Raw genomic sequence first — 26,159 nt, 5'->3', positions numbered from 1 at the left:
CTCACCAGCCGAACGTGCGGTCGACGGCGTCGAGCACCCGGTCCAGGTCGGGCAGGTACTCCTCCTCCACCCGGGCGGCCGGGTAGGGGGTGTCGAAGCCGGTCACCCGCAGCACCGGGGACTCCAGGGAGTAGAAGCACTCCTCGGTGATCCGGGCCGCGATCTCCGACCCGAGACCCAGGTTGCCCGGGGCCTCGTGCACGACCACGCAGCGGCCGGTGCGCCGCACCGACTCGTACGCGGCGGTCAGGTCCAGCGGCGAGATCGTGCGCAGATCGATGACCTCCAGCTCGCGGCCGTCCTCGGCGGCGGCGGTGGCCGCGTCGAGCGCGGTGCGGACCATCGGGCCGTACGCCAGGACCGTCGCGTCCGTGCCGGGCCGCGCGACCCGGGCCGAGTGCAGGGGGTACGCGTCGGCGATCGGCGCGTCCAGGTCCACCGGACCCTTCTCCCAGTAGCGCCGCTTCGGCTCCAGGAACACGATCGGGTCGTCCGACGCGATCGCCTGCTGAATCATCACGTACGCGTCCTGCGGGTTCGCGCAGCTCACCACCTTGAGACCGGCGGTGTGCGCGAAGTACGCCTCGGGCGACTCGGAGTGGTGCTCGACCGCGCCGATGCCGCCGCCGAACGGGATGCGGATGACCATCGGGATCCGCACCTTGCCCTGCGAGCGGTAGTGCATCTTCGCCACCTGCGACACGATCTGGTCGTACGCGGGGTAGACGAAGCCGTCGAACTGGATCTCGCAGACCGGACGGAAACCGCGGATGGCCAGGCCGACAGCGGTGCCGATGATGCCGGACTCGGCCAGCGGGGTGTCGATGACGCGCTGGTCGCCGAAGTCCTTCTGGAGGCCGTCGGTGATCCGGAACACGCCGCCGAGCTTGCCGACGTCCTCGCCCATGATGACGACCTTCGGGTCGTTCTCCAGGGCCCGCCGCAGGCCGGTGTTCAGTGCCTTGCCGAGGGTGAGCGTCTCCGTGGCCATCAGTGCGCGCTCCCCTCGAAGGACTCCATGTACTGCGTGAACCGGGCCCGCTGCTCGTCCAGCTCGGGAGAGCCGTTGGGGTAGACGTGGTCGAACATGCTCACCGGCTGCGGGTCGGGCATGGCGAGCACACGCTCGCGCAGGTGCACCGACTCGGTGCGGGCCTGCTCGTCGACCTCGGTGAAGAACGACTCGTCGGCGATCTTCTGCTTGGTCAGGAACGCCTTCATCCGGGCGATCGGGTCCTTCGCCTGCCACGCCTCGACCTCGCTGGCGATGCGGTAGCGGGTCGGGTCGTCGGAGGTGGTGTGCGCGCCCATCCGGTAGGTGTACGCCTCGATCAGGCTCGGGCCCTGGCCGTTGCGCGCGTTGTCCAGCGCGTGCCGGGTCACCGCGTACGACGCGAGCACGTCGTTGCCGTCCACCCGGACGCCGGGGAAGCCGAACCCGCCGGCCCGCCGGTACAGCGGCACGCGGGTCTGCCGCTCCAGCGGCTCGGAGATGGCGTACTGGTTGTTCTGGCAGAAGAACACCAGCGGGGCGTTGAAGACGCTGGCCCAGACGAACGACTCGTTGACGTCGCCCTGGCTGGTGGCGCCGTCGCCGAAGTAGGCGATGACCGCCTCGCCGTCCTCGCCGCCGGTCTTGCCGTCCATGGCGACACCCATGGCGTACCCGGTCGCGTGCAGGGTCTGCGCCCCGATCACGATCGTGTACATGTTGAACTTGAACTCGTTCGGGTCCCAGCCGCCCTGGTCGACGCCGCGGAACAGGCCCAGCGGCATGATCGGGTCGATGCCGCGGCAGTAGAGCACGCCGTGCTCGCGGTAGGTCGGGAACGCCATGTCCTGCGTACGCAGCGCCCGGCCGGAGCCGACCTGCGCCGCCTCCTGGCCCAGCAGGCTGGCCCACAGTCCCAGCTCGCCCTGGCGCTGCAGCGCGGTGGCCTCGGCGTCCAGCTTGCGGACCAGCACGAGGTCGCGGTAGAGCCCGCGGTACTCCTCGTCGGTGAAGTCGACGCGGTACTCGGTCCCGTCCGGGCCGAGCGCGGTCTCGATGCGCTCACCTTCCGGCGTGAGCAGCTGTACGAGTTCCGGTTCACCGGCCGCGGCGGCGCGCCTGGTGCGGGGTGCGGCCCGCTTGCTGCGGGTGGCGGCCCCGGGGTCGCCCTTTGCCATCCGTCTCTCCCTGTCTGTCTGCGCCGGCGCCGGGGGTTACCCGAGCCGAGCACCTCGTGCGCCCGCCCGGCTGATGCCGGGTCGGTCCCTGGCGACCGCGCCTGACCCCGGTAGGGGTTGCCGCGCGGCGTGAGCCGGAGTCGGTCGGGGACAGACCCAGGCCCGGGAGCGCCGGCGCCGTTCCGCACCAGCCGCGGGGTACGCGGAGGTGGCGGCTGCGTTGCCGTCGTGTCTGAATGATTGCAGAGGAGGTGAGCGGGCCCACAGTATGGCCTCCTTGGTGGGTGAGGTTCCATCGTCTTCATGACGGATAGCCGTCTTTGTCCCCAGTGGCGGGATCGGCTGACGTACAAAATGTGTGTCGACACGCGGTTGCGACTGGTGAACTGAGCGTCACTGGGTCAAGCTTGCGGTGAGCTGTTGCGCGGCATTTGTCCGAATATCCGCGCGTGCTCTCCCGTCCCCGTTCGCGCGTGAGGAGTGTGCCGGTGTCCGAACCAGAGGGTCCCCCCGGCTCACCCTTCCTCGGCCGGCACCGCGCGCTGCCCGCCTCCCCGTACCGCCGGGTCGTCGGCGCGCACCGCGCCCCCGGCGCCGGCGCCCCCAGCCGGGGCTACCTGCTCACAGTGGCGCTGCTCGCCGGCACCGCGTCGATGCCGATCCTCGCCGCCATCAGCACCGGATCGGCGACGGTGGGCAACAGCGCGCTCCCCGACACCAGCACCCCGTTCCTGCCGACACCCTCGATCGGGCCGGTGGTGATCCCGCCGCCCCAGGCGACCCAGCCCGCAGTGCCGTCCACGCCCACCCCCGACGTCACCTCCGTACCCCCGGCGCGGCCCGTCCTCCCCGCCGCGCCGAGCCTGCCCGACGACAGCGACCTCGCCGCCCGCCACCGGTCCCGCCCGGTGGCCGCGCCGCCGCCACCGTCCACGCCGGTCCGGCCCACCCCGGTCCGCCCGCCGCACCCCTCGCCGGTGCCCTCACCGTCGCCGTCGCACCCGCCGTCCGACCCGGGTACGCCGACGCCCGAGCCGAGCCCCAGCCCCGAGCCGTCCGCCACGTCCGTCGAGCCGACGCCCTCGGCAGGTTCGTCCGACCCGTCCGGCCCATCGGGTACGTCCGGTCCCGCTGATCCGTCGGGTCCTGCCGAGCCGACCGGTTCCGCTGGGCCGTCGGGTTCCGCCGAGCCGTCCGGTTCTGCCGAGCCGTCGGGTCCTGCCGGGTCGTCCGCCGCGTCCGCTCCTTCCGGCCTGGTCCGCCCATCGGTGTCCCGCGCCTCATGATCGACACCACTTCGGCGTAGTGGTGTGGTCCCGGCCGGTCCGATGCAGCCACCTCGCCGAGGTGGTGTCGATCAACAGGGGTCTGGGGGGTGTGCCCTCGTTCCGGGGTGGGGTGGTCGGGGGACGGCAGGCCTCATGATCGACACCGTTACGGGGTGGTGGTGTGGTCCCGGCCGGTCTGATGCGGCCACCTCGCCGAGGTGGTGTGGATCAACAGGGGTCCGGGGGCCTGGCCCTCGTGTGGGGTGGGGTGGTCTGGAGGGCGCAGGCTGCATGATCAACACCATTACGGGGTGGTGGTGTGGTTCCGGCCGGTCCGATGCAGCCACCTCGCCGAGGTGGTGTGGATCAACCGAGGTCCGGCTGGTCAGGGCATCGGCAGGCGCATGATCGACACCACTTCGCCGTGCTGGTGTCGATCAAGGAGGTTCGGGGAGGCCCCTCGCGCGGGGCACCCAGGGCCGCATGATCGACACCGTTACGCCGTGCTGGTGTGGTTCCGGCCGGCTCGATGCAGCCACCTCGGCGAGGTGGCGTGGATCAACGAGGGGCGGGGCCACCGAGGGCCGGCGCCCGCATGATCGACACCAGTACGGCGTAGTGGTGTGGTTCCGGCCGGGGTGATGCCGCCACCTCGCCGAGGTGGTGCCGATCATGCGTGTGCGACTGCCTAGGCCGGGTCGTCGGTCAGGCGGTGGCGGTTCGCCTCGATCCAGGCGTTGAGCGCCTCCGGGTCGTCCGGGTCCACGCCGTCCGCCATCAGCTGGGCGACCGCCGCGGTGGCCGGGCTGCGCCGCTCACCGGTGCTGTAGAGCCGCGCGAACTCCGGGACCATCTCGGTGATCGCCTCGTCCGTCCGGGCGGCCGCCGACTGCGACAGTCCGCGCTGCCGGGCCGCGTACGCCGCCCAGGCGCGCAGCACCCGGGGCAGCATCGCCGCGTCGTCCATGTCCAGCACGGCCCGGCGGTGCACCCAGTCGAGCAGGAACAGCTCGGCGACCATCGGGCTCCACCGCATCGGGTCGGCGTCCGGGAAGCTGGCCGCGTGGTCGAGCAGCAGGCCGAGGCAGAAGTGCAGCGAGGCCAGCTCGCCGTCGGCGACCTCGGGCAGGCCGAACCGGGACGCCTCGGGCGAGTCGAGGAATGCGCGTATCAGGCGGGTGCGCTCCTCGTCGGTGGGCGGCGGCACGACCGCCGGACCGGCCGGCGGGGTCGGCCCGGGCAGCGCGGCCAGCCGTGCGCCCACGAGCGCCCGGTCGGTGGCGAGCGAGCCCTGTGCGGGCAGCTCGGCGAGGTCGTCGGTGACCGCCAGGTGGCGGCTCACCTCGGCGTGCATCCGGGCCGGGTCCTCGGTACGGAACCAGGTGAACTCGTCCTCGGTGCAGATCTCCCGGGCCTGCTCCACGATCCGGGCCGCCGGGCCGCCGACGAAGACGTCCTTGGTGATGCCGATGTTGTGGTCGACCAGCGCCACCAGCGCGTGCTCCGGCCCGCCCTGTTCCTCGTCGTCGTACGCGAACGTGGCGAGGTAGGACGTCTGGTCGCCGTACACGTCGCCGTACGCCCAGGCGCCTGTGACGTGCACCCGGCCGAGCTGGCCGGCCCACGTCGGGGCGTACGCGCCGGGCCGGACCCGGGCGGCGCCCTCGGCGTCGGGCACCAGGGCGGCGAAGACGGCGCGCAGTGTGGTCGCGGCGGCGCTGCGCCGCCGGGACGTGGCGGCGAGGAAGCCGGTGACGAACTCGCGGACGGCCTGTTCCCGGTCGTGCTCCGCGACGGCGTAGACGCTGCCCAGCAACGCGGCGCCGAGCATCTCCGCGTCCAGGGCCGAGTCGAGCCTCGTCACGTCGCGCGCGGCGTGCAGAACCGCGTCGTAGGGGGTCTGTGGCGTGGCCATGCATCGACCCTACGCCGCGCGGGCCGCCCCCACACCGGTCAGCGCGCCGGGTTCAGCGCCGCACGGCTTCGCGCAGCGCCTCCCGGGCCGTGCCGTAGCGGGTCAGCACCGCCCACACCGGGTCCAGCACGTACTTCTCGCCGACGCTGCCCACCGACGTGAGCAGGCGTCGCTCGGCCCGCGCCCGGGCCCGGCGGGCCGCCCACCCGACCACCGGCCGGGTCAGCGCCGCGATCAGTAGCCCGGCCAGCAGGCCACCGAGCAGCAGGACCGTCGGCCACGGCACCACGCCGAGCGTGGGGTGTTCCAGCGGGGGCAGGCCGAGCAGGCGCACCGCGTACCCGAGGAGCAGCCAGACCAGGCCGGCCAGCGCGGCCAGGGTGACCACCCACTGGAGCACGCCGACCACCCGCCACCAGGCCGGCCGGCGGTCCATGCCCAGGTCGGTCGCGGCGACCGCGTGGTCGAGCGCGCCCGGCAGGTCGGCCTGCCGGGACCGGGCCGCCGCGGTCACCGCGGCCGGCCACGGCGCCGGCAGACCGGCGCCGTTCCGGTCGGCCACCGCGCGGATCGCCAGCGTGAGGGCCGAGCGCTGCGCGGCCGTCGGATCGGGTACGGAGGTGGCCGCGACCAGGCTGTCCGCCGGCGCGTCCGGGTCCCGCCCGGGCAGGTGCAGCCGGCGCAGCGGATCGGGTCGTAGCTTGCGCCAGCTCCGCAGCAGCGGCCAGCCGGTGTTGCTGACGGCCCGGTGCCGGTACGCCCCCTCGACCGCCGCCGCCACAGTCGGCACCCCGGCCGCCCCGGCCAGCGCCCGGTTCAGCTCCTGCGCCGAGGCGTCGCCGGGTTTGCTGCTCGGCGGTTCCGGCCCGACGAGCGGTTCGAGATCGGCCACCACGGCGTCCACGTCGCCGGAGAGCCGGCGCAGGGCGGCCTGCCGTTCGGCGACCGTACGCTCCAGCTCGGCCCGCAGGCCGCTCAGCCCGTTCGGGTCGACCGCTACCGTGGGCAGCAGCGGCACCCCGCCCAGCCCGTCCTCGTCGAGCAGCCGGCGCAGATCCTCGAGGACCTTGGGCAGCTCGGTCGGGTGCAGCCGGTCGGCCTGGTTGAGCACCACGACCGTGACGTCCTTGTGCCTGTGGAACTCGCGCAGATAGCTGGTGTGGATCACGCGGTCGGCGTACTTCTGCGGGTCGACCACCCAGACCACCAGGTCGACCAGGCCCAGCAGGCGGTCGACCTCCAGCCGGTGACCGTGCTGCACCGAGTCGAAGTCGGGCAGGTCGAGCAGGACGAGGCCGTGCAGCGTCGACTCGTCGTCGGCGTCCAGCGGGCTCTCCCGGACGAACCGGTGCCGGGGCAGCACGCCGATCCAGTCGAGCAGCCGGACCGCGCCGTCCAGCGGACCCCACACGCAGGCGTGCGCGACGCCGGTGGTCGGCCGGCGCACCCCGACCGGGGAGAGGTCGAGCCGGGCCAGCGAGTTGAACAGGCTCGACTTGCCGCTGCCGGTCGCGCCGGCCAGCGCGACCACCGTGTGCCGACCGGAGAGGGCGAGCCGGTCACCGGCCCGCTCGACCACCGTGTGCGCGGCGACCAGTTGAGCGTCGGGCACGTCGCCGTCCACCGCGGAAAGGAACCGCTGGATCGCCTGGAGGCGCTCGATGAGCACGTCCGGGTCGACCCGCTGCTCGCCGCGCAGCGCGTCCCGCATCCGTCCGACGACGTTACTCACTGGCGTCCGTCCTGCTCGGGGCTCGGAAACAGACCACTCCGGTGCCGGGCCCGCTCGACCTCCAGGGCGGCCCAGCGCAGCGCCGCGCCGGCGTTGTCGGCCGGGCGTTCGGCCTCGGTGCGGGCCAGGAAGCGCTCGGCTTCCTCGGCCAGCAGCTTGCCGGTCCGGTCGAGCAGGTCGATCCGGGCCTTGCGGGCCAGGTTCCGCACCGCCTGGTCGCCGAAGATCGCCTGGAGCACGGTCTGCCCGGCGACCGCCGTGCCGGTGCCGGCGGCGACCTCCAGCCCGGTGGGGATGAACGCGGTGGAGGCGAACACGCCGATCATGACGGCGAGGCCGGTGGCGTTCACCGCGTACGCCGCGGTGCGGGCCACGAACCGCCGGTCGCCGCCCTCGACCCGGACCAGTTCCAGCACGCCGCGCTGCCAGTCGCGGACCAGCTGCTCGGCCCGCTCCGGCAGGTCGGCCGAGGCGTGGGCCAGGTCCGGCTCAAGCAGCGCCGCGCCGGCCGGGTGCGCCTTCCAACCGGTGTACGCGTTCTCCGCCGCCTCGGCGGCCACGCCGCGCAGCAGCGTGACGAGCTGCGACTCGATCGCGGTACGCAGTTCCGCGGCGGGCGCGGGCCGCCCGGTGACCGCCGCGACGACCCGGTCCCGCAGCCGGCCGATGCGTGCCTCCAGGCCCCGGAAGAACTCGCCGGTGCCGATGAACTCCTGCCAGCGGGCCAGCACCTCGCCGCGCAGCAGCCGGCCGTCCCGGAGCCCCTGGTCGACGCTCCGCTCGGCGCCCCGGTACGCGGCCCGTACCCGTTCGTCCAGCGCGTCGGCCGCGGTGCACTGCTCGTCGGCGGCCTCGGCGAGCGCCTCCACCACCGGGTGCAGCGCGGCCAGCGCGCCGTCGAGCGTCTGCCGGACCACCGCGGCGCGGGCGTCGGCGTCGGCGGCGAGCCGGGCGAACCAGTCACTGAGCGGGGCGGTGATCCGGTCCGGCAGCAGCCCCTGCCCGTCCACCCAGGTCTCCGGCAGCACGAACAGCGGCGCGGCGCCCAGCTCCTGCTCGGCCAGCATCTCGGACAGGTGGGCGGCGACCTCGTCGGCGGCCTCCGGGGGGACCCGGTCCAGCACCATCGCCACTGCGGTGCCCCGGGCGCGGGCGCTGCGCAGCAGCTCCCAGGGGACGGCGTCGGCGTACCGGGCGGCGGTGGTGACGAACAGCCAGAGGTCGGCGGCGGCGAGCAGTTGCCCGGCGAGCGCCCGGTTGGCGTCGACCACCGAGTCGATGTCGGGCGCGTCGAGGAAGGCCAGGCCGGGCGGCAGCGCCGGTGCGGTGACCAGGTGCAGGGTGCCCGGCTGCTCGCTCGGCTCGGTGGTCCGGGTCAGGCCGGGCAGCAGCTCGCCCTGCCGGAACCAGGCCGCGTCGGTCGGGCTGCACACCAGCACCGGGGAGCGGGTGGTGGGGCGGAGCACCCCGGCCGCGCTGACCCGTGCCTGGACCAGGCTGTTGACGAGCGTCGACTTGCCCGCGCCGGTGGAGCCGCCGACCACCACCAGCAGCGGGGCGTCGAGCCGGGCCAGCCGGGGAAGCAGGTAGTCGTCGAGCTGGTCGGTGAGGCTCGTGGCGGCGTGCCGGGCCGGCTCGGCCGACGGGAGGGCGAGCGGGAAGCGGGCCGCGCCGATCGCCGACCGCAGGCCGGTGAGCGCGGCGGGCAGGCCCTCCGCGGCGTGCGCAGGCTGGTCGGCGCCGGTGGTGGCTCCGGTGCGGGCTGCGACGGCGGGCGCGCCGGCACGGGTGGCGGAATCGCCATGCGTCGTCACCGCTAAAGCGTGCCCGACCGACGCAAGGTAAGACAACCGGACAGTAGTAACGGTCGGGTTGCGCCGGGTCGGCTCAACCTCGACTTGCGGATTGGCGATGGCGTGGCACTATTGAGTCAAGTTCACTCAACTTGTGGTGCGGTCGCTTCCGGGCGGCCCTCCCGGGCAGGCCGTCTGACCTGCTCACCCGTTACGAAGCGAGGAAGCGAACATGGCACGTGCGGTCGGCATCGACCTCGGCACGACGAACTCCTGCGTCAGCGTTCTCGAGGGCGGTGAGCCCACCGTCATCGCCAACGCAGAGGGCTCGCGTACGACTCCCTCGATCGTCGCGTTCGCCCGCAACGGCGAGGTGCTCGTCGGTGAGGTCGCCAAGCGCCAGGCGGTGACCAACCCCGACCGGACCATCCGCTCGGTCAAGCGGGAGATCGGCACCAACTGGACCGTCGACATCGACGGCAAGAAGTACACCCCGCAGGAGATCTCGGCCCGCACGCTGATGAAGCTCAAGCGGGACGCCGAGGCGTACCTGGGCGAGCAGATCACCGACGCGGTGATCACCGTCCCCGCCTACTTCAACGACGGGCAGCGCCAGGCCACCAAGGAGGCCGGTGAGATCGCCGGCTTCAACGTGCTGCGGATCGTGAACGAGCCGACCGCGGCCGCCCTGGCGTACGGCCTGGACAAGGGTTCCAAGGAGCAGACCGTCCTGGTCTTCGACCTCGGTGGCGGCACCTTCGACGTGTCGCTGCTGGAGCTGGCCGAGGGCGTGGTGGAGGTCAAGTCCACCAGCGGTGACAACCAGCTCGGCGGTGACGACTGGGACCAGCGCATCATCGACCACCTGGTGAAGACGTTCCGCGGTGAGCACGGCATCGACCTCTCGCAGGACAAGATGGCCATGCAGCGGCTCAAGGAGGCGGCCGAGAAGGCCAAGATCGAGCTGTCCGCCGCCACCACCAGCAACATCAACCTGCCGTACATCACCGCCGGCTCGGCCGGCCCGCTGCACCTCGACGTGACGCTCAGCCGCGCCGAGTTCCAGCGCATGACGCAGGACCTGCTGGACCGCTGCAAGGGCCCGTTCGAGCAGGCCGTCAAGGACGCCGGCATCAAGATCTCCGACGTCGACCACGTCATCCTGGTCGGCGGCTCGACCCGGATGCCGGCCGTCACCGACCTGGTCAAGCAGCTCACCGGCCGGGACCCGAACAAGGGCGTCAACCCGGACGAGGTCGTCGCCGTCGGCGCCGCGCTCCAGGCCGGTGTGCTCAAGGGCGAGGTCAAGGACGTCCTGCTGCTCGACGTGACCCCGCTGAGCCTGGGCATCGAGACCAAGGGCGGCATCTTCACCAAGCTCATCGAGCGCAACACCACCATCCCGACCAAGCGCTCCGAGGTCTTCACCACGGCCGACGACAACCAGCCGTCGGTGCTGATCCAGGTGTTCCAGGGCGAGCGGGAGATCGCGGCCTACAACAAGAAGCTCGGCACCTTCGAGCTGACCGGCCTCCCGCCGGCCCCGCGCGGCGTGCCGCAGATCGAGGTCACGTTCGACATCGACGCCAACGGCATCGTGAACGTGCACGCCAAGGACCTGGGCACCGGCAAGGAGCAGAAGATGACGATCACCGGCGGCTCCTCGCTGCCGAAGGACGACATCGAGCGGATGCGCCGGGACGCCGAGGAGCACGCCGACGAGGACAAGCGCCGCCGCGAGGAGGCCGAGACCCGCAACGTGGCCGAGGCGCTCCAGTGGCAGACCGAGAAGTTCCTCGCCGAGAGCGGCGACAAGCTGCCCAGCGAGAACCGTGACCAGCTCAACGAGGCGCTCGGCGAGCTGCGCAGCGCGCTCGGCGGCCAGGACATCGAGAAGATCAAGTCCGCGCACGAGAAGCTGGCGCAGGTCTCCCAGCAGGCCGGCTCGCTGCTCTACGCCCAGCAGCAGGAGGGCGAGCAGGCGGCGCCGGGTGGCGCGGCCGGGCCGGGCGCCGGCGCGGGCGCGGGCGCGACCGGTGGCCCGAAGGCCGGCGGCGACGACGACGTGGTCGACGCGGAGATCGTGGACGAGGACAAGAAGTGACATCCGGTCCCGGACACGATTCGCACGGCAGAGGGATGAGGTAACCGCATGACGGACAAGCCACGCGCGGCCGACCCGGGTGCCACCGGGTCGGCGGGCGCCGGCAAGGACGCCGGCGACGAACCCCGGGTCGTCATCCGCGACAAGCGCAAGCTCGGCAAGGTGACCGAGCAGCCGGCGAACGACGCCTCGGCGGCGGACGCCGCTGCCGACGCGCCCGCCGAAGGGCTGGTCGAGGAGGCCGAGGTCGTGGTCGACGAGATCGGCGGCGAGGCCGAGGTCACCGGGCCGACGGTGGTCGACTCCCCGGCCGAGCCGAGCGGGGAGACGGAGGCGACCGCGCCGCTCGGCGCCGAGCTGGAGTCGCTCCGCACCGACCTGGAGGAGCGCACCCGCGACCTCCAGCGGGTCACGGCGGAGTACGCCAACTACCGCAAGCGGGTCGACCGGGACCGCAACCTGGTCCAGGAGCAGGCCACCGGCACTGTGCTCAGCGCGCTGCTGCCGATCCTGGACGACCTGGACCGGGCCCGTGAGCACGGCGATCTGGTGGGCCCGTTCGGCAGCGTGGCCGAGCAGCTCACCGCCGCGCTGGGCAAGTTCGGCCTGACCGCGTTCGGCGAGAAGGGCGACCCGTTCGACCCGACCCGGCACGAGGCGGTGGCGCACCAGACCTCCGCCGACGTGACCGAGTCGACCTGCGTACAGGTCATGCGCCGCGGTTACCAGCTCGGCGAGCGGCTGCTGCGGCCCGCCATGGTCGCGGTCGCGGACCCGGAGTAGTGCCGACCCGTGACGTCCCGCCCGCCCCCACCGGGCGGGCGGGACGGCCGGGCTTCGACCCGTGGAAGGGGGTGGACCGGTGAGTTCCAAGGACTGGATCGAGAAGGACTACTACGCCGCGTTGGGCGTGGAGAAGTCCGCCTCCTCGGACGAGATCAAGAAGGCGTACCGCAAGCTGGCCCGGGAGTCGCACCCGGACCACAACCCCGGCGACACCGGGGCCGAGGAGCGGTTCAAGACCGTCTCCGAGGCGTACGCGGTGCTGGGCGACGAGAAGAAGCGACGCGAGTACGACGAGATGCGCTCGCTGTTCGGCTCGGGCGCCTTCCGCCGCAGCGCCCGCGGCGCGGGCCAGCCGGGCGGCGTGCCGTTCGACGTCTCCGACCTGTTCGGCGGCGGCGCGGGCGGCGGGGACACCCGGTTCGGCGGCGGCGGTTTCACCGACCTGTTCAGCTCGATCTTCTCCGGCGGCGGGGGCGGCGCGGCGCGTCCGCGCGGTCCGGCGCGGGGCCGGGACGTCGAGACCGAGGTGGCGCTCGATTTCGAGGATGCGGTACGCGGCGTCACGCTGCCGCTGACGCTGCGCGCGCCCGGCGTCTGCGACACCTGCCACGGCAACGGCGCGAAGCCGGGTACCCAGCCGGTGGCCTGCCCGGTCTGCCACGGCGCCGGCGTGACCACCCGCAACCAGGGGTCGTTCAGCTTCTCCGAGCCGTGCCGCAACTGCCAGGGCGTCGGCACGATCGTCGAGGAGAAGTGCCCGGAGTGCCACGGCACCGGCGGTGTCACCAAGACCCGCACGCTGAACGTGCGCTTCCCGGCCGGGGTGGCCGACGGGCAGCGGATCCGCCTGGCCGGCCGGGGTGAGCCCGGTGAGCGGGGCGGCTCGGCGGGCGACCTGTTCGTGCAGGTGAAGGTCCGCCCGGACGAGCTGTTCGGGCGTACCGGGGACGATCTGACCCTGAACGTCCCGATCACGTACGCCGAGGCGGTCCTCGGCACCGACCTGCGCGTGCCGACCCTGGACGGGACGGTGACGCTGCGGGTGCCACCGGGTACGCCCAGCGGGCGGGTGCTGCGCGCCCGCGGCAAGGGCGTCGTACGCAAGGACGGCCGCGCCGGTGACCTGCTGGTCACGCTCGACGTGGTGGTCCCGGCGAAGGTCTCGGACGAGGCGCGGGCGGCGCTGGAGACCTTCGCGGAGCAGACTCCGCCCGCCGCGCGGGAACATCTCGACGCGCGGGTACGTCGATTCAGTTGACGGCGGCAGCGGAGGTGAGCGGGCATGTCGGAGGAGTACGTCGGCTCGGGTGACCCGGCCTACGAGGCCAAGGTGTTGATGATCTCGGTGGCTGCGCGGATGGCGGGAATGCACCCCCAGACGCTGCGCCAGTACGACCGGCTGGGCCTGGTGCAGGCGGGCCGGGCGTCCGGCGGTGGTCGCCGGTACAGCGTCCGGGACGTGGTGCTGCTGCGCGAGGTGCAGCGGCTCAGCCAGGACGACGGGATCAACCTGGCCGGGGTCAAGCGGATCATCGGGTTGGAGCGGCTGCTCGAAGAGGCACAGCAGCGGGTGGCCCGGCTGGAGGCGGAGCTGGACGCCGCGTACCGGCGGATCGCCGAGCTGGAGTCGCTCGGTGGCTTTGCCCGCGGCGACCTCGTGCCGACCAACCGCACGTCCACCGCGCTCGTCGTCTGGCGACCACGCCGCGCTCCCGACCGCTGACCTTTCACCGGAAGGCCGGCGCGCCCCGCTCCCCCGGGGCCGCGCCGGCCTTCGTACGTCCGGCCCTCGTGCGTCCCTGGTTCGGGGCGCTCGTCGGGGAATGCGGGATGCGGCAGGGCGCTGTCGACTAGGCTCGCCGGTAGGGCTAAAACCCCTAAATCGGACGCCGAGTTGGCAGGGGGAGCCATGGCGGAACCGGCTAAGAAGGTGGCGGAACGCGCCGAGGAACGGCTGGAGAAGGTGGCCGAGAACGTCCGCGAGCGGTTCGACCGGGTCACCGAGGGACGCTTCAGCGACAAGGTCAAGGAAGGGCGCTTCGCCGACCAGACGGACCACGGCGTGGACCGGGCCCGGGACGACGAGAGGCGCAAGAAGCAGGGCGGGTCGACCTGACGATCCGCCGACGTGCGGGCCGGGATCCACGGGGGATCCCGGCCCGTTCGCCGTTCAAGCCGGCGACGTGTCAGAGGCGGCGGTTCTCGCGGACCAGGCCGCCCTCGCACCAGTCCCGGTAGACGAACAGGTCGGGCCGGGCGAGCAGCACGCGGCTGTTGTGCGCCCAGTTGCGCATCAGGTCGTCACCGGCGCGTTCGGCCTGCTCGACAAGCTTGCGGAACCGGCGTTTGGGATGGGCGCGGAAGTTCGTCCGGATGCCGTCGGCGGCGTAGATGTAGAGGCAGTGCAGCGCGAACCGCCGGGCCGGGCAGCGCTCGTCCATCGCCAGGTCGAACAGCGTCTGCACCAGATGGTCACCGGCGACCAGCAGGTCCCAGTCGGGCGGCATCGAGGTCAGCGGCACCGAATCCGGTTGATAGGCCCACGCCCGGAGTTCGGCGGGCGAGGGATCGACCGGATTGGCGAAGCCGTGGAACGTATCTTCCTGCACGCTCACCGGCCGACCTTCCGCTTGCGCTGGCGGGGGCACCGGCCACCCGCGGACCCTGGCTGCTGGGCCGAAACGTTAACGCGGCTGAGCGGAGCAGTGGTAGACCTTCCGGGGATCAATTTGACAACGCCGGGCCGGATCTGCCTGTGGCAGGTCCGGCCCGGCGCGGGTCAGTCCCCGGTCGGCGCGGGCAACGCCGCTGCCGCACGGGCGGCGGCGGCGCGGGAGCGCAGCCACTGCTTGAACCACTGGGTGTCGGGCAGCCGGGCGAGCAGCGGCCCGGTCACCACCGTGATCAACACGTACGCGGTGGCGAGCGCCGCCAGCTTCGGGTTCACCGGGTAGGCGGCCGCGACGGCCAGTCCGGCGATGACGATGGAGAACTCGCCGCGCGGGGTCAGCGCCAGGCCGGCCCGCCAGCGACCGGGCTCGGCGATCCCCGCCCGGCGGGCGGCCAGGTAGCCGGTGGCCACCTTCGTCGCCATGGTGACCACTGCCAGCACCAGCGCCGGCAGCAGCACCGGCGGCATGTCCAGCGGGTTGGTGACCAGCCCGAAGAACACGAAGAAGACAGCGGCGAAGAGATCCCGCAGCGGGGAGAGCAGTTCGGTGGCGTGGTGCGCCACCGGCCCGGACAACGCGATGCCGACCAGGAACGCGCCGACAGCGGCGGAGACCTGGAGTTTGGCCGCGATACCGGCGACCAGCAGGGTCAGGCCGAGCACCCCGAGCAGGAGCGCCTCCGGGTCCTTGGCGGAGAGCGCGGCGGAGATCAGGTGGCCGTACCGGATCGCCACGGCCAGCACCACGACGACGGTGAACACCGCGATGGCGAGCGCGATGCCGCCCTTCATCAGGCCGACCCCGGCGAGCAGCGCGGTGACCAGCGGCAGGTAGAGGGCCATCGCCAGGTCCTCGATCACCAGGACGGAGAGGATCACCGGCGTCTCCCGGTTACCGACCCGGCCCAGGTCGCCGAGCACCTTGGCGATCACGCCCGACGACGACACCCAGGTGACGCCTCCGAGCACCACTGCGGCGACCCAGCCCCACCCGAGCAGCAGCGCGAACCCGAAGCCGGGCAGCGCGTTGAGCACCGCGTCGATCAGACCGGCCGGCGCGGCCGAGCGGAGGTTGCCCACCAGTTCGTTGGCGCTGTACTCCAGGCCGAGCATGACCAGCAGCAGGATCACGCCGATCTCGGCGCCGACGGCGAAGAACTCCTCGCTGGCGTTGAGCGGCAGCAGGCCACCGTGCCCGAACGCCAGGCCGGCGAGCAGGTAGAGCGGGATGGGCGAGACACCGACGCGACGGCTCAGCCGGCCGAGCAGGCCGAGCAGGAGCAGCAGCGCACCGACCTCGATGAGCAGGATTGTGGTTTCGTGCATACGCGTCAGACGTCCGGGTCGGTCTCGGCGAGGATCGCGGTCACGCCGTCGAGCCCCTGGCGGGTACCGACCACGACGACCACGTCGCCGGCTTCGAACCGGAAAGTGGGATCCGGCGAGACGTTCACCGTGCCCTGACGCAGCACGGCGACGATCGACGCGCTGGTCCGGGTCCGGGCCTTTGTGTCACCCAGCCGCTTGCCGACGTACTTCGAGCCGGCCGGAATGGCGATCTGCTCGGTCAGCAGCCCGGCGGCCTGCTCGCGCAGCCCGGAGAGCTGACCCAGCATCAGCGACGCGCCGAGGATGTCGGCGAGCGCCTCCGCCTCGTCGTCCGTCAGGGGGATGTCGTGCTGACAGGAGTCGGGATCTTCCGGGTCGTAGAGGACCAGGTCGCGACGGCCATTGCGGTGGGAGACCACGCCGAGCCGGCGGCCGGACTCCGTCATCAGGTCATGACGTACGCCGATACCCGGCAGGGCGGTCTGTTCGACACGTACTCGCACGCGGGTGAGGCTACTCCGGGCGCGCACCTGCTGCGTCCGGGGTCGAACTACAGGCTGGTCGATGCGACTCGTCTAGGCACGTTCGGCCACGAACACGCCGACACCTTCAAGGGTCTCGGTGAGGCCGGTTGCCCGCAGGATCATCATCGCCTTGCCGACGACGGTGTCGGAGACGCCGTATTCCTTGCAGAGTTGGGCACGGCTCGGCAGCTTGGTGCCGGGTGGCCACTCTCCCGAATCGATCTTGCTCTTCAGCTCGTCTGCGAGCACCTGGTACTGCTGCTTGGGCATACACACTCCCCGGATGGCACGCCCATTCGACCATGCACCCACCTCCAACCTCAAGCAATTGTGGGTCGGTCGTTGACCTACGACTGGTACCGATTGTAGGTTGCTGACGAACGCTCCCGGATGGCACCTGGAGCATTCCCGGGTCGGGGCGGGCATCCCCCGTGGCTCGTCCCGACCCCCGTCCTCTGCGAGAAGGGACAGTGTCGTGCGCAATCTCCTGCGAATACGTCCGAAGCGGCGGAACGCGCGCCCGCCCGACTCCGCGCCGGGCGCCGCGTACCGCTCCGCGTCGTACCTTCCGCTGCGGCCCTGGCAGGTGCGAGGTCGCAGCTTCGCGACGCGCCGCCGGGGGCTGGACCCCGCCGAGGTCGCCGCGTTCCTCGACCGCGTGGCCGGGGACCTCGCCGCCGCGTACGCCGAAGTCGCCCGGAGCCGTGAGGAGACGGCGCGGATCAAGGGCGCGTTGCGCGAGTGGCAGTCCCGTCAGGCTCCCTCGATGCGCGACCTGGCCGGGCGGCCGTGACCGGGCGGTACGTGATCCATCTGCCGGTGCGCGCGGCCGACCTGGCTCGGGCGAAGATGCTCGGTCGCACGGCCGGCCGGTCGTTGACGTTCCTCGCGGTGGTGGAGTTGGGCGGGATCACCGTGTCGACGGAGGACGACCAGGCCGTACGCCATTGGGTTTTCTGCGACCGCAAGCTGGACGGCGGCCGGCGTTGCGTGCTGCGCGCCGACCACGAGACCCCTTGCCTCACGCGCCTCCCGCGTCGCTGAGATCTTGGTACGAAACAGCCCTCGGAGGGGCCGTTTCGTACCAAGATCTACCCGGCCTCGCCGCCGGAGGGTGACTCAGGTCACAGGGGTGGAGTTGAGCGGAATAGACTCAACTCTGGTTGTGTCATGTCCAGTGGACACGCCGATCCGGGGGAGCCCATGAACACGGAACGTCTCACCACCAAGAGCCGCGAGGCCATCACCGGTGCCGTCGCGCTGGCGAACCAGCGCGGTCACGCCACCGTGGAGCCCTGGCACCTGCTGCTGTCACTGCTGGACACCGAGGGCTCGACCGCCGCGGGCCTGCTGCGCGCCGTCGGGGCCGACCCCGCCGAGCTGCGCCGCGTCGCCCAGCGCTCGGTCGACGCGCTGCCCGCCGCCCGTGGGTCGAGCATCGCCGAGCCGACGCTGGCCCGCGAGTTCGTCAACGCCATCGGCGCCGCCGAGCAGATCGCGCGGCCGCTGGGCGACGAGTACACCTCCACCGAGCACCTGCTGGCCGGGCTGGCCCGGGTCGGCGGCGCGGTCTCGGTCGCGCTGAAGAACTCCGGCGCCACCGAGGAGAACCTGGTCGCCGCGTTCCCGACCGTCCGGGGCGGAGACCGCCGGGTGACCACCGCCGACCCCGAGCAGACCTACCAGGCCCTGGCCAAGTACGGCGTGGACCTCACCGCCAGCGCCCGCGACGGCAAGATCGACCCGGTGATCGGCCGGGACTCGGAGATCCGCCGGGTGATCCAGGTGCTGTCCCGGCGTACCAAGAACAACCCGGTGCTGATCGGCGAGCCGGGCGTCGGCAAGACCGCGATCGTGGAGGGCCTGGCCCAGCGGATCGTGGCCGGCGACGTGCCGGAGTCGCTGCGGGACAAGAAGCTGGTCTCGCTCGACCTCGGCGCGATGGTCGCCGGCGCGTCGTACCGCGGCCAGTTCGAGGAGCGGCTGAAGTCCGTGCTGGAGGAGATCAAGAACTCCGACGGCCAGGTCATCACGTTCCTCGACGAGCTGCACACCGTGGTCGGCGCGGGCAAGGGCGAGGGCTCGATGGACGCCGGCAACATGCTCAAGCCGATGCTGGCGCGCGGTGAGCTGCGGATGGTCGGCGCGACGACGCTCGACGAGTACCGCGAGCACATCGAGAAGGACCCGGCGCTGGAGCGCCGCTTCCAGCCGGTGCTGGTCGGCGAGCCGACCATCGAGGACACCATCGGCATCCTGCGCGGGCTCAAGGAGCGCTACGAGGTGCACCACGGCGTACGCATCACCGACGCCGCCCTGGTCGCCGCCGCCGCGCTCTCCGACCGGTACATCACCGACCGCTTCCTGCCGGACAAGGCGATCGACCTGGTGGACGAGTCCGCGTCCCGGCTGCGCATGGAGATCGACTCGCGCCCGGTCGAGGTGGACGAGATCGAGCGGGCGGTACGCCGCCTGGAGATCGAGGAGATGGCGCTGGCCAAGGAGCCGGACGCCGCGTCCGCCGAGCGCCTGGAGCGGCTGCGCAAGGAACTGGCCGACAAGCGCGAGCAGCTCACCGCGCTGTCCGAACGCTGGCAGACCGAGAAGAGCCACATCACCAAGCTCTCCACCGCCAAGGAGGAGCTGGAGCGCCTCGGCGGCGAGGCCGAGCGGGCCGAGCGCGACGGCGAGCTGGAACGCGCCGCCGAGCTGCGGTACGGCCGGATCCCGGCGCTGCGGACCGAGCTGAAGCAGGCCGAGGAGGAACTGGCCCGGCTCCAGGCCGACGGCGCGATGCTCAAGGAGGAGGTCGGCGCGGACGACATCGCCGCGGTGGTCGCCTCCTGGACCGGCATCCCCGCCGGCCGGCTGCTCGAAGGCGAGACCGCCAAGCTGCTCCGGATGGAGGAGTCGCTGCGGGCCCGCGTCGTCGGCCAGGCCGAGGCGGTGGGCGCGGTCTCCGACGCGGTACGCCGCGCCCGGGCCGGCGTCGCCGACCCGGACCGCCCGACCGGCAGCTTCCTGTTCCTCGGACCGACCGGCGTCGGCAAGACCGAGCTGGCAAAGGCGCTCGCCGAGTTCCTCTTCGACGACGAGCGGGCCATGGTCCGCATCGACATGAGCGAGTACGGCGAGAAGCACTCGGTGGCCCGCCTGGTCGGCGCCCCGCCCGGATACGTCGGGTACGAGGAGGGCGGCCAGCTCACCGAGGCGGTACGCCGCCGGCCGTACTCGGTGATCCTGCTGGACGAGGTGGAGAAGGCCCACCCGGACGTCTTCGACGTACTGCTGCAGGTGCTCGACGACGGCCGGCTCACCGACGGTCAGGGTCGCACCGTGGACTTCCGCAACGCGATCCTGATCCTCACCTCGAACCTGGGCTCGTCGGTGATCAGCGACCTGACGCTCACCGAGAACGAGCGCCGGGAAGGTGTGCTCGCGGTGGTCCGGTCGCACTTCAAGCCGGAGTTCCTCAACCGGCTCGACGACATCGTGGTGTTCGCCGCGCTCCAGGGCGAGGACCTGCGTTCGATCGTGGACATTCAGCTCGACCGGATGCGCCGCCGACTGGCCGACCGTCGGCTGGGCCTGGAGATCACCGAAGCGGCCCGGACCTGGCTGGCCGAGCACGGGTACGACCCGATCTACGGCGCCCGCCCGCTGCGCCGGCTGGTGCAGTCGGCGATCGGCGACCAGCTCGCGAAGGCGCTGCTGGCCGGCGACATCCGCGACGGCGACACGGTCCGCGTCGACCTGTCCGACACCAAGGAGTCCCTGGCGGTCACCGCCGCCTGACCAGCTCCTGCGAAGGCCCGGCCCTCTTGGCCGGGCCTTCGCCGTTCCCGGCCGCGCCCTGCTCGTGGAGGTTGTTAACAAGGGGCCCTTCCTCTACCGGAGGCGTTAAAAGGGGGCCCTTCCTTGCGGTTGGAGGGGGTGGCGGGGTGGGCACATAGTGGGGCATGAGTGCGTGGGAGCGGGAACTGGACGAGGCGGCGCGGGAACTCGACGGCGCGGACACCCTCGCCTTCGGCGGGGTGGGACTGGCGGGGCAGGTGCTGCCCGCGACCGAGGCGTACCGACGGCTGGAACAGGGGTTGCGGGAGCACCCGGAGGCGGCCCGCAAGCGGGTCGACAAGCTGCTCCGCAAGGGTTCCCCGGCCGGCCGGGCATACGCGGCCACGTTGCTGGAGGCGGTCGACCCGGCCGCCGGGCGGGCGGCGTGGACCCGGCTGCGCGACGACAACGGCGAGTTCACCACGTTCTCCGGCTGCCTCATGGGCCGGGCCACGCTGGGTGAATACGCCGCCGACCGGCTCGCCGGCGGCGAGCAGTAGCTGACCGCACACTCAGCGAACGGGACTTCAGAAGGCGTGCATGCGGTTGTTACCGTTCCCGCCTAGCAGGTTGGGGGAGGCGGTCGTGAACGGTTCGTTGGCGTACGTGGTGACCACGCTGGGGTGCCTCGTCGGGGTGGCCGGTGTGGTGATCGCCGTGATCGCGGTACGGAAGTCCCGGTCGGAGTCCGGCCCGAAGACGAAGGCGGCGCCGGGTGACCCGTTCCGGGACCGGGACGCCGACGCGCTGCGGGGCGACCCGCGCGCGCTCAAGCCCGGCGACATCGTCGAGATCCGCTCGGTGCCGTACACCGTGCGGGGCTCGGTGCACCTGGTCGAGGGTGGCTGGAGCTGGGCGGAGCACCTGCTCGACGACGCGGGCGGCGTGAAGCGCTGGCTCTCCGTCGAGTCCGACCCGGACCTGGAGCTGGTGCTCTGGACCAGCGAGCCGTCAGCCACCGTCACGCCGGGCGCCCCGACGCTGGAGATCGCCGGCCGCCGCTACAACTGGGACGAGTCGGGCCAGGCCCGGTACACCGCGACCGAGGGCACCGGCCTCGATCCGCACGGCACCATGCGCTACTACGACTACCAGGCGCCGGGCGGCGCGCGGCTGTCGTTCGAGGCGTACGGGGAGGCCGGCTGGGAGGTCAACCTTGGTGAGGAGCTGCGCCGCGCCGAGGTGATGATCTACCCGCAGGGTGGCCCGGAGACGGTGCGCTGACGTGCTCGTCTGCCTGGACGCGCCCTACGTCGACACCAGCGCCGCCGATCTGAGCCTGGCCCTGGGCGGCCCGGAGCTGCCGGCGCTCGCCGTACGCGACATCGACCTGCCCGGGCTGCCCCGGCTGCGGCTGCGCCTGCTCGGTGCCTCCCACCAGGTGGTGCTCGGCGGGCTCACGGAGACGGTCGCCTGCCTGCCCGGCCGCCCGCCGCACCTGCCGGACGCGCTGCACGACGAGACGACCGGCTACCGGTTCATGGCCGCTGTGCTCCGGCCGGACGGCGACGGCCTGCGTACCCGGGTCGCGGCGCTGCGCGCCGAGCTGGCCGAGGACCCGTACGCGCTGATCGGGGTCTTCCCCGGTGACGAGGACGCGGTCACCGCGCTCTCCGTCCGGCCCCGGCCGCCGGACGGCGTGCTCGCCTGGCGTACCTGGCACGTCTACCCCCAGACGAACGAGCTGGTCCTGACCGAGACCGTGGTGGAGGAGCTGTGACGTACCGACGGTGGTTCGTGGTGGGCGTGGCGGTCGCCGTCATCGGCGCGCTCATCGCCACCTTCACGATCTTCTACGGCAACTTCTCGCCCCGGGGCTACGTGGAGGACAACTTCTCCCGCGCCTCCGGGCGGGACATCGGCTCGAACGCGATCGCGTACACCTCCCGGAAGACGCCGAGCGAGGTGTCCAAGCAGATCACCGACGCCTGGAAGCCGGCCGACCAGTACGTCGACGGCAGCGGGGTCTACCTGCGCTACGACGACGACTCGGTGGTGATCCTCCCGCTCGCCGTCGGCTCGGTGATCCTGCTGGAGAAGATGACCACCGCCTACCCCCGCTACCACACCGTCGTCGGCAACAGCTGGGGCTGGGGCCGAGGCAGCACGGTCCGGGGCGGCGGCCCCGGTTCCGGTAAGTAGCCCCCTTCGCCCCCTCACCCTGGAGTCTTCTGTGCAGCATCTCGTCACCGATCTGCTGGTCACCCTCGCGTACGGCGTGGTCGGCGTCGTACTGATGGCCATCGGTTACGTCCTGGTCGACGTGGCCACCCCGGGCAAGCTTCACGAGCTGATCTGGGTCGAGCGCAACCGCAACGCGGCGCTGTTGCTCTCGTCGAACCTGGTCGGGGTGGGCACCATCGTGGTGGCCGCGATCGTGGCCAGCGACAACGACTTCAGGCTGGGGCTGATCGGCGCGGGCGCGTACGGCATCCTCGGCCTGGTGATCATGGCGGTGGCGTTCATGCTGCTCGACGCCGCCACTCCGGGCAAGCTCGGTGAGCTGCTGGTCGACCCGGAGCCGCACCCGGCGGTGTGGGTCTCGGCCACCGTGCACCTCGCCACCGGCGCGATCATCGCAGCCGCAATCATCTGATGAGCGGAAAGCCCGCACAGCATTCGGCGGGGAAGGACAAACGCAGCCAGACGGTGATCTGGTCCGTGGTCGTGGGGGTCGTGGTCGTCGTCTGCGCCGTCGGCGCGTTCAGCGGCGACTCGGACACCTCCGTCCCCGCGCCGGCCGCCGACGAACGCTCCGGCACCGTGCCGATCCTCCGGGCCGCCGCCGACAGCCAAGGCATCTGCTACGGCTGGGAACTGCTCGACGTGTACGGCGAGGTGAGCGTCGGCTCCAACCTCGGCGACGGCACCACAGTCGTCGACGCGCCCGGCTGCGCGCGCTGGATCGCGGTCTCCGCGAACGTCAGGTACACCTCGTCCAGCAGCGAGTCGGAGGACTCCGCCACGATCCGGATCAAGGGGTCGGACGACATCGAGTTCGCCGACCTCGCCGCGATCGAGACCCGGCTGGGTCGCTTCGGGCTGGACGAGGACGCGTTCCTCGACGACCCGGGCTGGGCCGTCACCCGGGCCGCCACGATCCTGCCGCTGCTCGCCGCCGAACGCGGGCTGGCCGGACCGGCCACGCCGCCCACCGCCGCGCCGTCCACCGCTGCCGCGCCGCTGCCGGACGCTGGCAACGACTTCTGGCGGGACCGCTGGGCCTACCTCCTCAGCTCGGTCGGACTGTTCCTGCTCGCCGCGCTGTTCCTCGCCGTGGGCGTGCGGCAGCGCCGCAGCCACCGGGGACGGGTGCCCGCGCAGCGCCCCGGGGCGGGAGCCGCCGGACGTACCCGGAGCAGACGGTGACCGCCGACGTGGCCGCACGGCCGCGGTGGCGCCTGGCCCGCGCGGCGGTCCTGCTCGCGGTCTTCGTCTGCGCGGCCTGCGGCCTGGTGTACGAGCTGGCGCTGGTCGCGCTCGGCAGCTACCTGATCGGCGACACGGTCGGTCAGGCGTCGATCGTGCTCGGCGTGATGGTCTTCGCGATGGGCGTCGGCGCGCTGGTGGCGAAGCCGTTGCAGTCCCGGGCGGTGGTCTCGTTCGCGGTGATCGAGCTGACGCTGGCGCTGCTCGGCGGCCTGTCCGTGCTCGGCCTCTACGCCGCGTTCGCCTGGCTCGACCTGTACGGCCCGGCGCTCGTCGGCACCGCGTTCGTGCTCGGCCTGCTGATCGGCGCGGAGATCCCGCTGCTCATGGTGATGCTGCAACGCATCCGGGAACAGTCCGCGGGCAGCGCGGTGGCCGACCTGTTCGCCGCCGACTACGTGGGCGCGCTGCTCGGCGGGCTGGCCTTCCCGTTCCTGCTGATCCCGGTCTTCGGCCAGCTCAAGGGCGCGCTCGTGGTGGGCGCGGTGAACGCGGTCGCCGGGGTCGCGCTCGTCTTCACCGTGTTCCGCGCCGACCTCAGCCGCCGGGCGCGGGCCGCGCTGGGCGTGGCCACCGCCGTGGTCGGCCTGCTCCTCGGGTACGCCTGGGTGACCGCCCACGACTTCGAGGTGACCACCCGCCAGCAGCTCTACCGCGACCCGGTGGTGCACGCCGAGCGCAGCCGCTACCAGGAGATCGTGCTGACCTGCTCGGTGCCCGAGCCCGGCCGCTCCGCCACCGACCTGCGGCTGTTCCTCAACGGCGACCTGCAGTTCAGCTCGATCGACGAGTACCGCTACCACGAGGCGCTCGTGCACCCGGCGATGCGCGGGGCGCACGGCGACGTGCTGGTGCTCGGCGCCGGGGACGGGCTGGCCGCGCGGGAGATCCTCAAGTACCCGGACGTGCGTTCGGTGACGCTCGTCGACCTCGACCCGGCAGTGGTCGAGCTGGCCCGCCGCGAGCCGCAACTGCGCGAGCTGAACGGCGGCTCGCTCACCGACCCCCGGGTACGGGTGCTCAACCTGGACGCGTTCGCGTGGCTGCGTACCGCCACGGACCGCTTCGACGTGGTGATCGCCGACCTGCCCGACCCGGACGAGACGGCCACCGCGAAGCTCTACACGATCGAGTTCTACACGCTGATCCGGCCGGTGCTGGCCCCCGGCGGGCGGCTCGTGGTGCAGTCCGGGTCGCCCTACTTCGCACCCCGGTCGTACTGGTCGATCGAGCGGTCGATCCGCGAGGCCGGCTTCGCCACCGTGCCGTACCACGTCGACGTGCCGAGCTTCGGCGACTGGGGATTCGTGCTCGCCGCGCCGGGTGACGTGGCGCCGGAACTGGCGCTGCCGGACGACCGGCCGCCGCTGCGTTTCCTCACCCCGGAGGTGGTGGCCGCAGCCTCCACGTTCCCCGCCGACCGGGCCCGGCTGGACATGCCGGCCAACACGTTGTTGCGACCGAGGGTGCTGGACTACGCCCGCGAGGAGTGGCGCGGCTACTAGGTTTCGGGGCATGCCACCCGAATCGCCGCGCTACCGGCCGGGGATCGGCTGGCTGGTCCGCCGGCTGCCGACCCGGGCGATCCAGGCTGCGTCCTACCTCCAGGCGTTCGTGCTCTCCGGCGTGGTCACCGTGCTGGCCGTACGCGCGTACCTGAAGGCCGCCGACTATCCACAGCTCGGCGGCGGCGGGCTGCACATCGCGCACGTGCTCTGGGGCGGCCTGCTGCTCGCCGTGGGTCTGGGCATCCCGCTGGTCTTCCTCGGCGGCGGCGCCCGCAGCGGCGGAGCGGTGATCGGCGGCATCGGGTTCGGGCTGTTCATCGACGAGGTGGGCAAGTTCGTCACCACCGGCACCGACTACTTCTACGCCCCCGCCGCCGCCATCATCTACGTCGCGTTCGCGCTGCTGGTCCTGCTCACCCAGGCGGTACGCGGGCGCACCGGCCGCTCCCGGCTCACCCCCGCCGAACGCACCGCCAACGCGCTGGACGTGGTGCTCAGCGGCCTGCCCGGCGGATTGACCGACAGGCGGCGGATCGCCGTGCTGCGTCTCGTGCAGGGCACCGGACCGGCCACCGAGACGGCGGTGGCGCAACTGCTGGACGCCGTACCCCGCCGGGAGCCGCCGCCGGTGCGGTTCTGGCAGCGAGCGGCGGACCGGGCCCGGCGTCTCGCCGTCTGGGCGGCCGGACGCCGCTGGCTCATCTGGCCGGTGGTGGTCTATCTGGTGGTGGAGCCGGTGCTCACCGTGCTGGCCGTGTTCCTCGACGGCGTGACCGGGCACCTGGGCGAGGAACGGGAGTGGGGTGCGATCCTCGGTGTCAGCGCCAGCGCGCTGATCACGGCCGTGCTCGGCCTGTGGGCCGCCTGGCTGCTGCGCCGCGACCGGGCCGAGGCGTTCCGGCTGTTCAAGCTGGCGCTCCTGGTCGACCTGCTGTTCGGGCAGGTCTTCAACTTCACCGTCAACCAGTTCGGCGCGGTCTCCGCGGTCGCGCTCGACCTGGCGCTGCTCGGTGTGGTCACCGCCGAGCACCGCCGGCTGCGCCGCGCCGCGGACCGGTGAGCCGTTCCGACATGCTGACCTGGTGCGAGATCGCTAC

26 protein-coding genes are annotated in these 26,159 nt (G+C 72.4%); 17 read left to right on the top strand and 9 right to left on the bottom strand.

Translation table 11 applies throughout. The features are described from left to right. Position 1: 1 nt before the first annotated feature. Complete coding sequence (locus HA073_RS24725) at positions 2-991, bottom strand: alpha-ketoacid dehydrogenase subunit beta (RefSeq protein ID WP_030269708.1); 990 nt, start codon at positions 989-991, stop codon at positions 2-4. Further along, positions 991-2,169 carry a pyruvate dehydrogenase (acetyl-transferring) E1 component subunit alpha gene (pdhA, locus tag HA073_RS24720; RefSeq protein ID WP_030500531.1) on the bottom strand — a complete coding sequence of 393 codons (1,179 nt, stop codon included), beginning with the start codon at positions 2,167-2,169 and terminating at the stop codon, positions 991-993. Before pdhA ends, HA073_RS24725 begins: the two co-directional genes overlap by 1 nt. Before the next feature lie 488 nt (positions 2,170-2,657). Between pdhA and HA073_RS24715 the strand changes: the two genes are divergently transcribed. Further along, positions 2,658-3,455 carry a hypothetical protein gene (locus HA073_RS24715; protein WP_166457379.1) on the top strand — a complete coding sequence of 266 codons (798 nt, stop codon included), beginning with the start codon at positions 2,658-2,660 and terminating at the stop codon, positions 3,453-3,455. 670 nt (positions 3,456-4,125) lie between these two features. On the opposite strand, the gene HA073_RS24710 is transcribed toward HA073_RS24715, so the two are convergent. From HA073_RS24710 to HA073_RS24700, 3 genes are read right to left on the bottom strand one after another with little or no spacing between them, the layout of a single operon-like run. Beyond that, positions 4,126-5,352 (bottom strand): hypothetical protein, encoded by a 1,227-nt coding sequence (locus HA073_RS24710; protein ID WP_064447966.1) that lies wholly within the window; start codon positions 5,350-5,352, stop codon positions 4,126-4,128. 52 nt (positions 5,353-5,404) lie between these two features. Continuing rightward, on the bottom strand, positions 5,405-7,063 hold the full coding sequence (locus HA073_RS24705) for a GTPase (RefSeq protein WP_166457394.1): 1,659 nt from the start codon (positions 7,061-7,063) through the stop codon (positions 5,405-5,407). Positions 7,064-7,080: 17 nt separating this feature from the next. Then, positions 7,081-8,898, bottom strand: coding sequence for an ABC transporter (locus tag HA073_RS24700; protein WP_064447964.1), 1,818 nt, complete (start codon positions 8,896-8,898; stop codon positions 7,081-7,083). A 211-nt stretch (positions 8,899-9,109) separates the two neighbouring features. On the opposite strand from HA073_RS24700, the gene dnaK reads away from it, so the two are divergent. The 5 genes from dnaK (at position 9,110) to HA073_RS24675 (ending at position 13,883) form a co-directional block, all read left to right on the top strand. After that, positions 9,110-10,981 carry a molecular chaperone DnaK gene (gene dnaK, locus HA073_RS24695; protein ID WP_043327583.1) on the top strand — a complete coding sequence of 624 codons (1,872 nt, stop codon included), beginning with the start codon at positions 9,110-9,112 and terminating at the stop codon, positions 10,979-10,981. A gap of 48 nt (positions 10,982-11,029) precedes the next feature. After that, positions 11,030-11,764 carry a nucleotide exchange factor GrpE gene (grpE, locus tag HA073_RS24690; RefSeq protein WP_043327582.1) on the top strand — a complete coding sequence of 245 codons (735 nt, stop codon included), beginning with the start codon at positions 11,030-11,032 and terminating at the stop codon, positions 11,762-11,764. Positions 11,765-11,843: 79 nt separating this feature from the next. Continuing rightward, positions 11,844-13,025, top strand: a complete 1,182-nt coding sequence (gene dnaJ, locus HA073_RS24685) for a molecular chaperone DnaJ (protein ID WP_064447963.1) — start codon at positions 11,844-11,846, stop codon at positions 13,023-13,025. Between the two features lie 24 nt (positions 13,026-13,049). Continuing rightward, complete coding sequence (locus HA073_RS24680) at positions 13,050-13,490, top strand: heat shock protein transcriptional repressor HspR (protein ID WP_030500539.1); 441 nt, start codon at positions 13,050-13,052, stop codon at positions 13,488-13,490. A gap of 186 nt (positions 13,491-13,676) precedes the next feature. Next, entirely contained in the window at positions 13,677-13,883 is a 207-nt protein-coding gene (locus HA073_RS24675) for a hypothetical protein (protein WP_043327580.1), read from the top strand. Between the two features lie 70 nt (positions 13,884-13,953). Here HA073_RS24675 and HA073_RS24670 read toward each other — a convergent pair whose 3' ends face one another. The 4 genes from HA073_RS24670 to HA073_RS24655 all read right to left on the bottom strand — a co-directional run bounded on the left by HA073_RS24670 (position 13,954) and on the right by HA073_RS24655 (position 16,561). Continuing rightward, positions 13,954-14,382 carry a hypothetical protein gene (locus tag HA073_RS24670; RefSeq protein WP_030500541.1) on the bottom strand — a complete coding sequence of 143 codons (429 nt, stop codon included), beginning with the start codon at positions 14,380-14,382 and terminating at the stop codon, positions 13,954-13,956. Positions 14,383-14,546: 164 nt separating this feature from the next. After that, on the bottom strand, positions 14,547-15,764 hold the full coding sequence (locus tag HA073_RS24665) for a cation:proton antiporter (RefSeq protein ID WP_043327579.1): 1,218 nt from the start codon (positions 15,762-15,764) through the stop codon (positions 14,547-14,549). 5 nt (positions 15,765-15,769) lie between these two features. Next, the gene (locus tag HA073_RS24660) at positions 15,770-16,270 is read right to left on the bottom strand and encodes a cation:proton antiporter regulatory subunit (RefSeq protein WP_064447962.1); all 501 of its coding nucleotides are present in this window, start codon (positions 16,268-16,270) and stop codon (positions 15,770-15,772) included. A gap of 72 nt (positions 16,271-16,342) precedes the next feature. Further along, on the bottom strand, positions 16,343-16,561 hold the full coding sequence (locus HA073_RS24655; RefSeq protein WP_030500544.1) for a winged helix-turn-helix domain-containing protein: 219 nt from the start codon (positions 16,559-16,561) through the stop codon (positions 16,343-16,345). A gap of 205 nt (positions 16,562-16,766) precedes the next feature. On the opposite strand from HA073_RS24655, the gene HA073_RS24650 reads away from it, so the two are divergent. The 11 genes from HA073_RS24650 (at position 16,767) to HA073_RS24600 (ending at position 26,122) form a co-directional block, all read left to right on the top strand. After that, on the top strand, positions 16,767-17,084 hold the full coding sequence (locus tag HA073_RS24650; protein ID WP_082931099.1) for a DivIVA domain-containing protein: 318 nt from the start codon (positions 16,767-16,769) through the stop codon (positions 17,082-17,084). Continuing rightward, positions 17,081-17,335: a hypothetical protein gene (locus HA073_RS24645; protein ID WP_166457378.1), complete on the top strand. Its 255-nt coding sequence runs from the start codon at positions 17,081-17,083 to the stop codon at positions 17,333-17,335. The genes HA073_RS24650 and HA073_RS24645 overlap by 4 nt, the downstream gene beginning before the upstream one ends. 159 nt (positions 17,336-17,494) lie before the next feature. Further along, positions 17,495-20,086: an ATP-dependent chaperone ClpB gene (gene clpB / locus HA073_RS24640; protein ID WP_043327575.1), complete on the top strand. Its 2,592-nt coding sequence runs from the start codon at positions 17,495-17,497 to the stop codon at positions 20,084-20,086. Positions 20,087-20,250: 164 nt separating this feature from the next. After that, positions 20,251-20,625 (top strand): hypothetical protein, encoded by a 375-nt coding sequence (locus HA073_RS24635; RefSeq protein WP_166457377.1) that lies wholly within the window; start codon positions 20,251-20,253, stop codon positions 20,623-20,625. A gap of 85 nt (positions 20,626-20,710) precedes the next feature. Next, complete coding sequence (locus HA073_RS24630; protein WP_064447959.1) at positions 20,711-21,349, top strand: DUF4178 domain-containing protein; 639 nt, start codon at positions 20,711-20,713, stop codon at positions 21,347-21,349. A gap of 1 nt (position 21,350) precedes the next feature. Further along, positions 21,351-21,845 (top strand): DUF2617 family protein, encoded by a 495-nt coding sequence (locus tag HA073_RS24625; RefSeq protein WP_166457376.1) that lies wholly within the window; start codon positions 21,351-21,353, stop codon positions 21,843-21,845. Further along, on the top strand, positions 21,842-22,267 hold the full coding sequence (locus HA073_RS24620) for a DUF4247 domain-containing protein (RefSeq protein ID WP_043327572.1): 426 nt from the start codon (positions 21,842-21,844) through the stop codon (positions 22,265-22,267). Before HA073_RS24625 ends, HA073_RS24620 begins: the two co-directional genes overlap by 4 nt. A gap of 31 nt (positions 22,268-22,298) precedes the next feature. Further along, positions 22,299-22,721, top strand: a complete 423-nt coding sequence (locus HA073_RS24615) for a DUF350 domain-containing protein (RefSeq protein ID WP_043327571.1) — start codon at positions 22,299-22,301, stop codon at positions 22,719-22,721. Then, positions 22,721-23,494 (top strand): hypothetical protein, encoded by a 774-nt coding sequence (locus HA073_RS24610; RefSeq protein WP_166457375.1) that lies wholly within the window; start codon positions 22,721-22,723, stop codon positions 23,492-23,494. The genes HA073_RS24615 and HA073_RS24610 overlap by 1 nt, the downstream gene beginning before the upstream one ends. Further along, positions 23,491-25,059, top strand: coding sequence for a polyamine aminopropyltransferase (locus HA073_RS24605; protein WP_166457374.1), 1,569 nt, complete (start codon positions 23,491-23,493; stop codon positions 25,057-25,059). The genes HA073_RS24610 and HA073_RS24605 overlap by 4 nt, the downstream gene beginning before the upstream one ends. A 64-nt stretch (positions 25,060-25,123) precedes the next feature. Continuing rightward, on the top strand, positions 25,124-26,122 hold the full coding sequence (locus HA073_RS24600) for a hypothetical protein (RefSeq protein ID WP_043330768.1): 999 nt from the start codon (positions 25,124-25,126) through the stop codon (positions 26,120-26,122). The last annotated feature ends 37 nt before the right edge of the window (positions 26,123-26,159 follow it).

The organism is Micromonospora sp. CMU55-4, assembly GCF_011602315.1.
GTDB lineage: Bacteria > Actinomycetota > Actinomycetes > Mycobacteriales > Micromonosporaceae > Micromonospora > Micromonospora chalcea.
This window is presented reverse-complemented; position numbering and strand designations above follow the sequence as displayed.

Excerpts from the sequence above, each read along its gene's own strand:
- HA073_RS24725 (WP_030269708.1), bottom strand. The coding sequence starts at position 991 with ATGGCCACGGAGACGCTCACCCTCGGCAAGGCACTGAACACCGGCCTG.
- pdhA (WP_030500531.1), bottom strand. The coding sequence starts at position 2,169 with ATGGCAAAGGGCGACCCCGGGGCCGCCACCCGCAGCAAGCGGGCCGCA.
- HA073_RS24710 (WP_064447966.1), bottom strand. The coding sequence starts at position 5,352 with ATGGCCACGCCACAGACCCCCTACGACGCGGTTCTGCACGCCGCGCGC.
- HA073_RS24705 (WP_166457394.1), bottom strand. The coding sequence starts at position 7,063 with ATGCGGGACGCGCTGCGCGGCGAGCAGCGGGTCGACCCGGACGTGCTC.
- dnaK (WP_043327583.1), top strand. The coding sequence starts at position 9,110 with ATGGCACGTGCGGTCGGCATCGACCTCGGCACGACGAACTCCTGCGTC.
- grpE (WP_043327582.1), top strand. The coding sequence starts at position 11,030 with ATGACGGACAAGCCACGCGCGGCCGACCCGGGTGCCACCGGGTCGGCG.
- HA073_RS24680 (WP_030500539.1), top strand. The coding sequence starts at position 13,050 with ATGTCGGAGGAGTACGTCGGCTCGGGTGACCCGGCCTACGAGGCCAAG.
- HA073_RS24675 (WP_043327580.1), top strand. The coding sequence starts at position 13,677 with ATGGCGGAACCGGCTAAGAAGGTGGCGGAACGCGCCGAGGAACGGCTG.
- HA073_RS24665 (WP_043327579.1), bottom strand. The coding sequence starts at position 15,764 with ATGCACGAAACCACAATCCTGCTCATCGAGGTCGGTGCGCTGCTGCTC.
- HA073_RS24655 (WP_030500544.1), bottom strand. The coding sequence starts at position 16,561 with ATGCCCAAGCAGCAGTACCAGGTGCTCGCAGACGAGCTGAAGAGCAAG.
- clpB (WP_043327575.1), top strand. The coding sequence starts at position 17,495 with ATGAACACGGAACGTCTCACCACCAAGAGCCGCGAGGCCATCACCGGT.
- HA073_RS24635 (WP_166457377.1), top strand. The coding sequence starts at position 20,251 with ATGAGTGCGTGGGAGCGGGAACTGGACGAGGCGGCGCGGGAACTCGAC.
- HA073_RS24610 (WP_166457375.1), top strand. The coding sequence starts at position 22,721 with ATGAGCGGAAAGCCCGCACAGCATTCGGCGGGGAAGGACAAACGCAGC.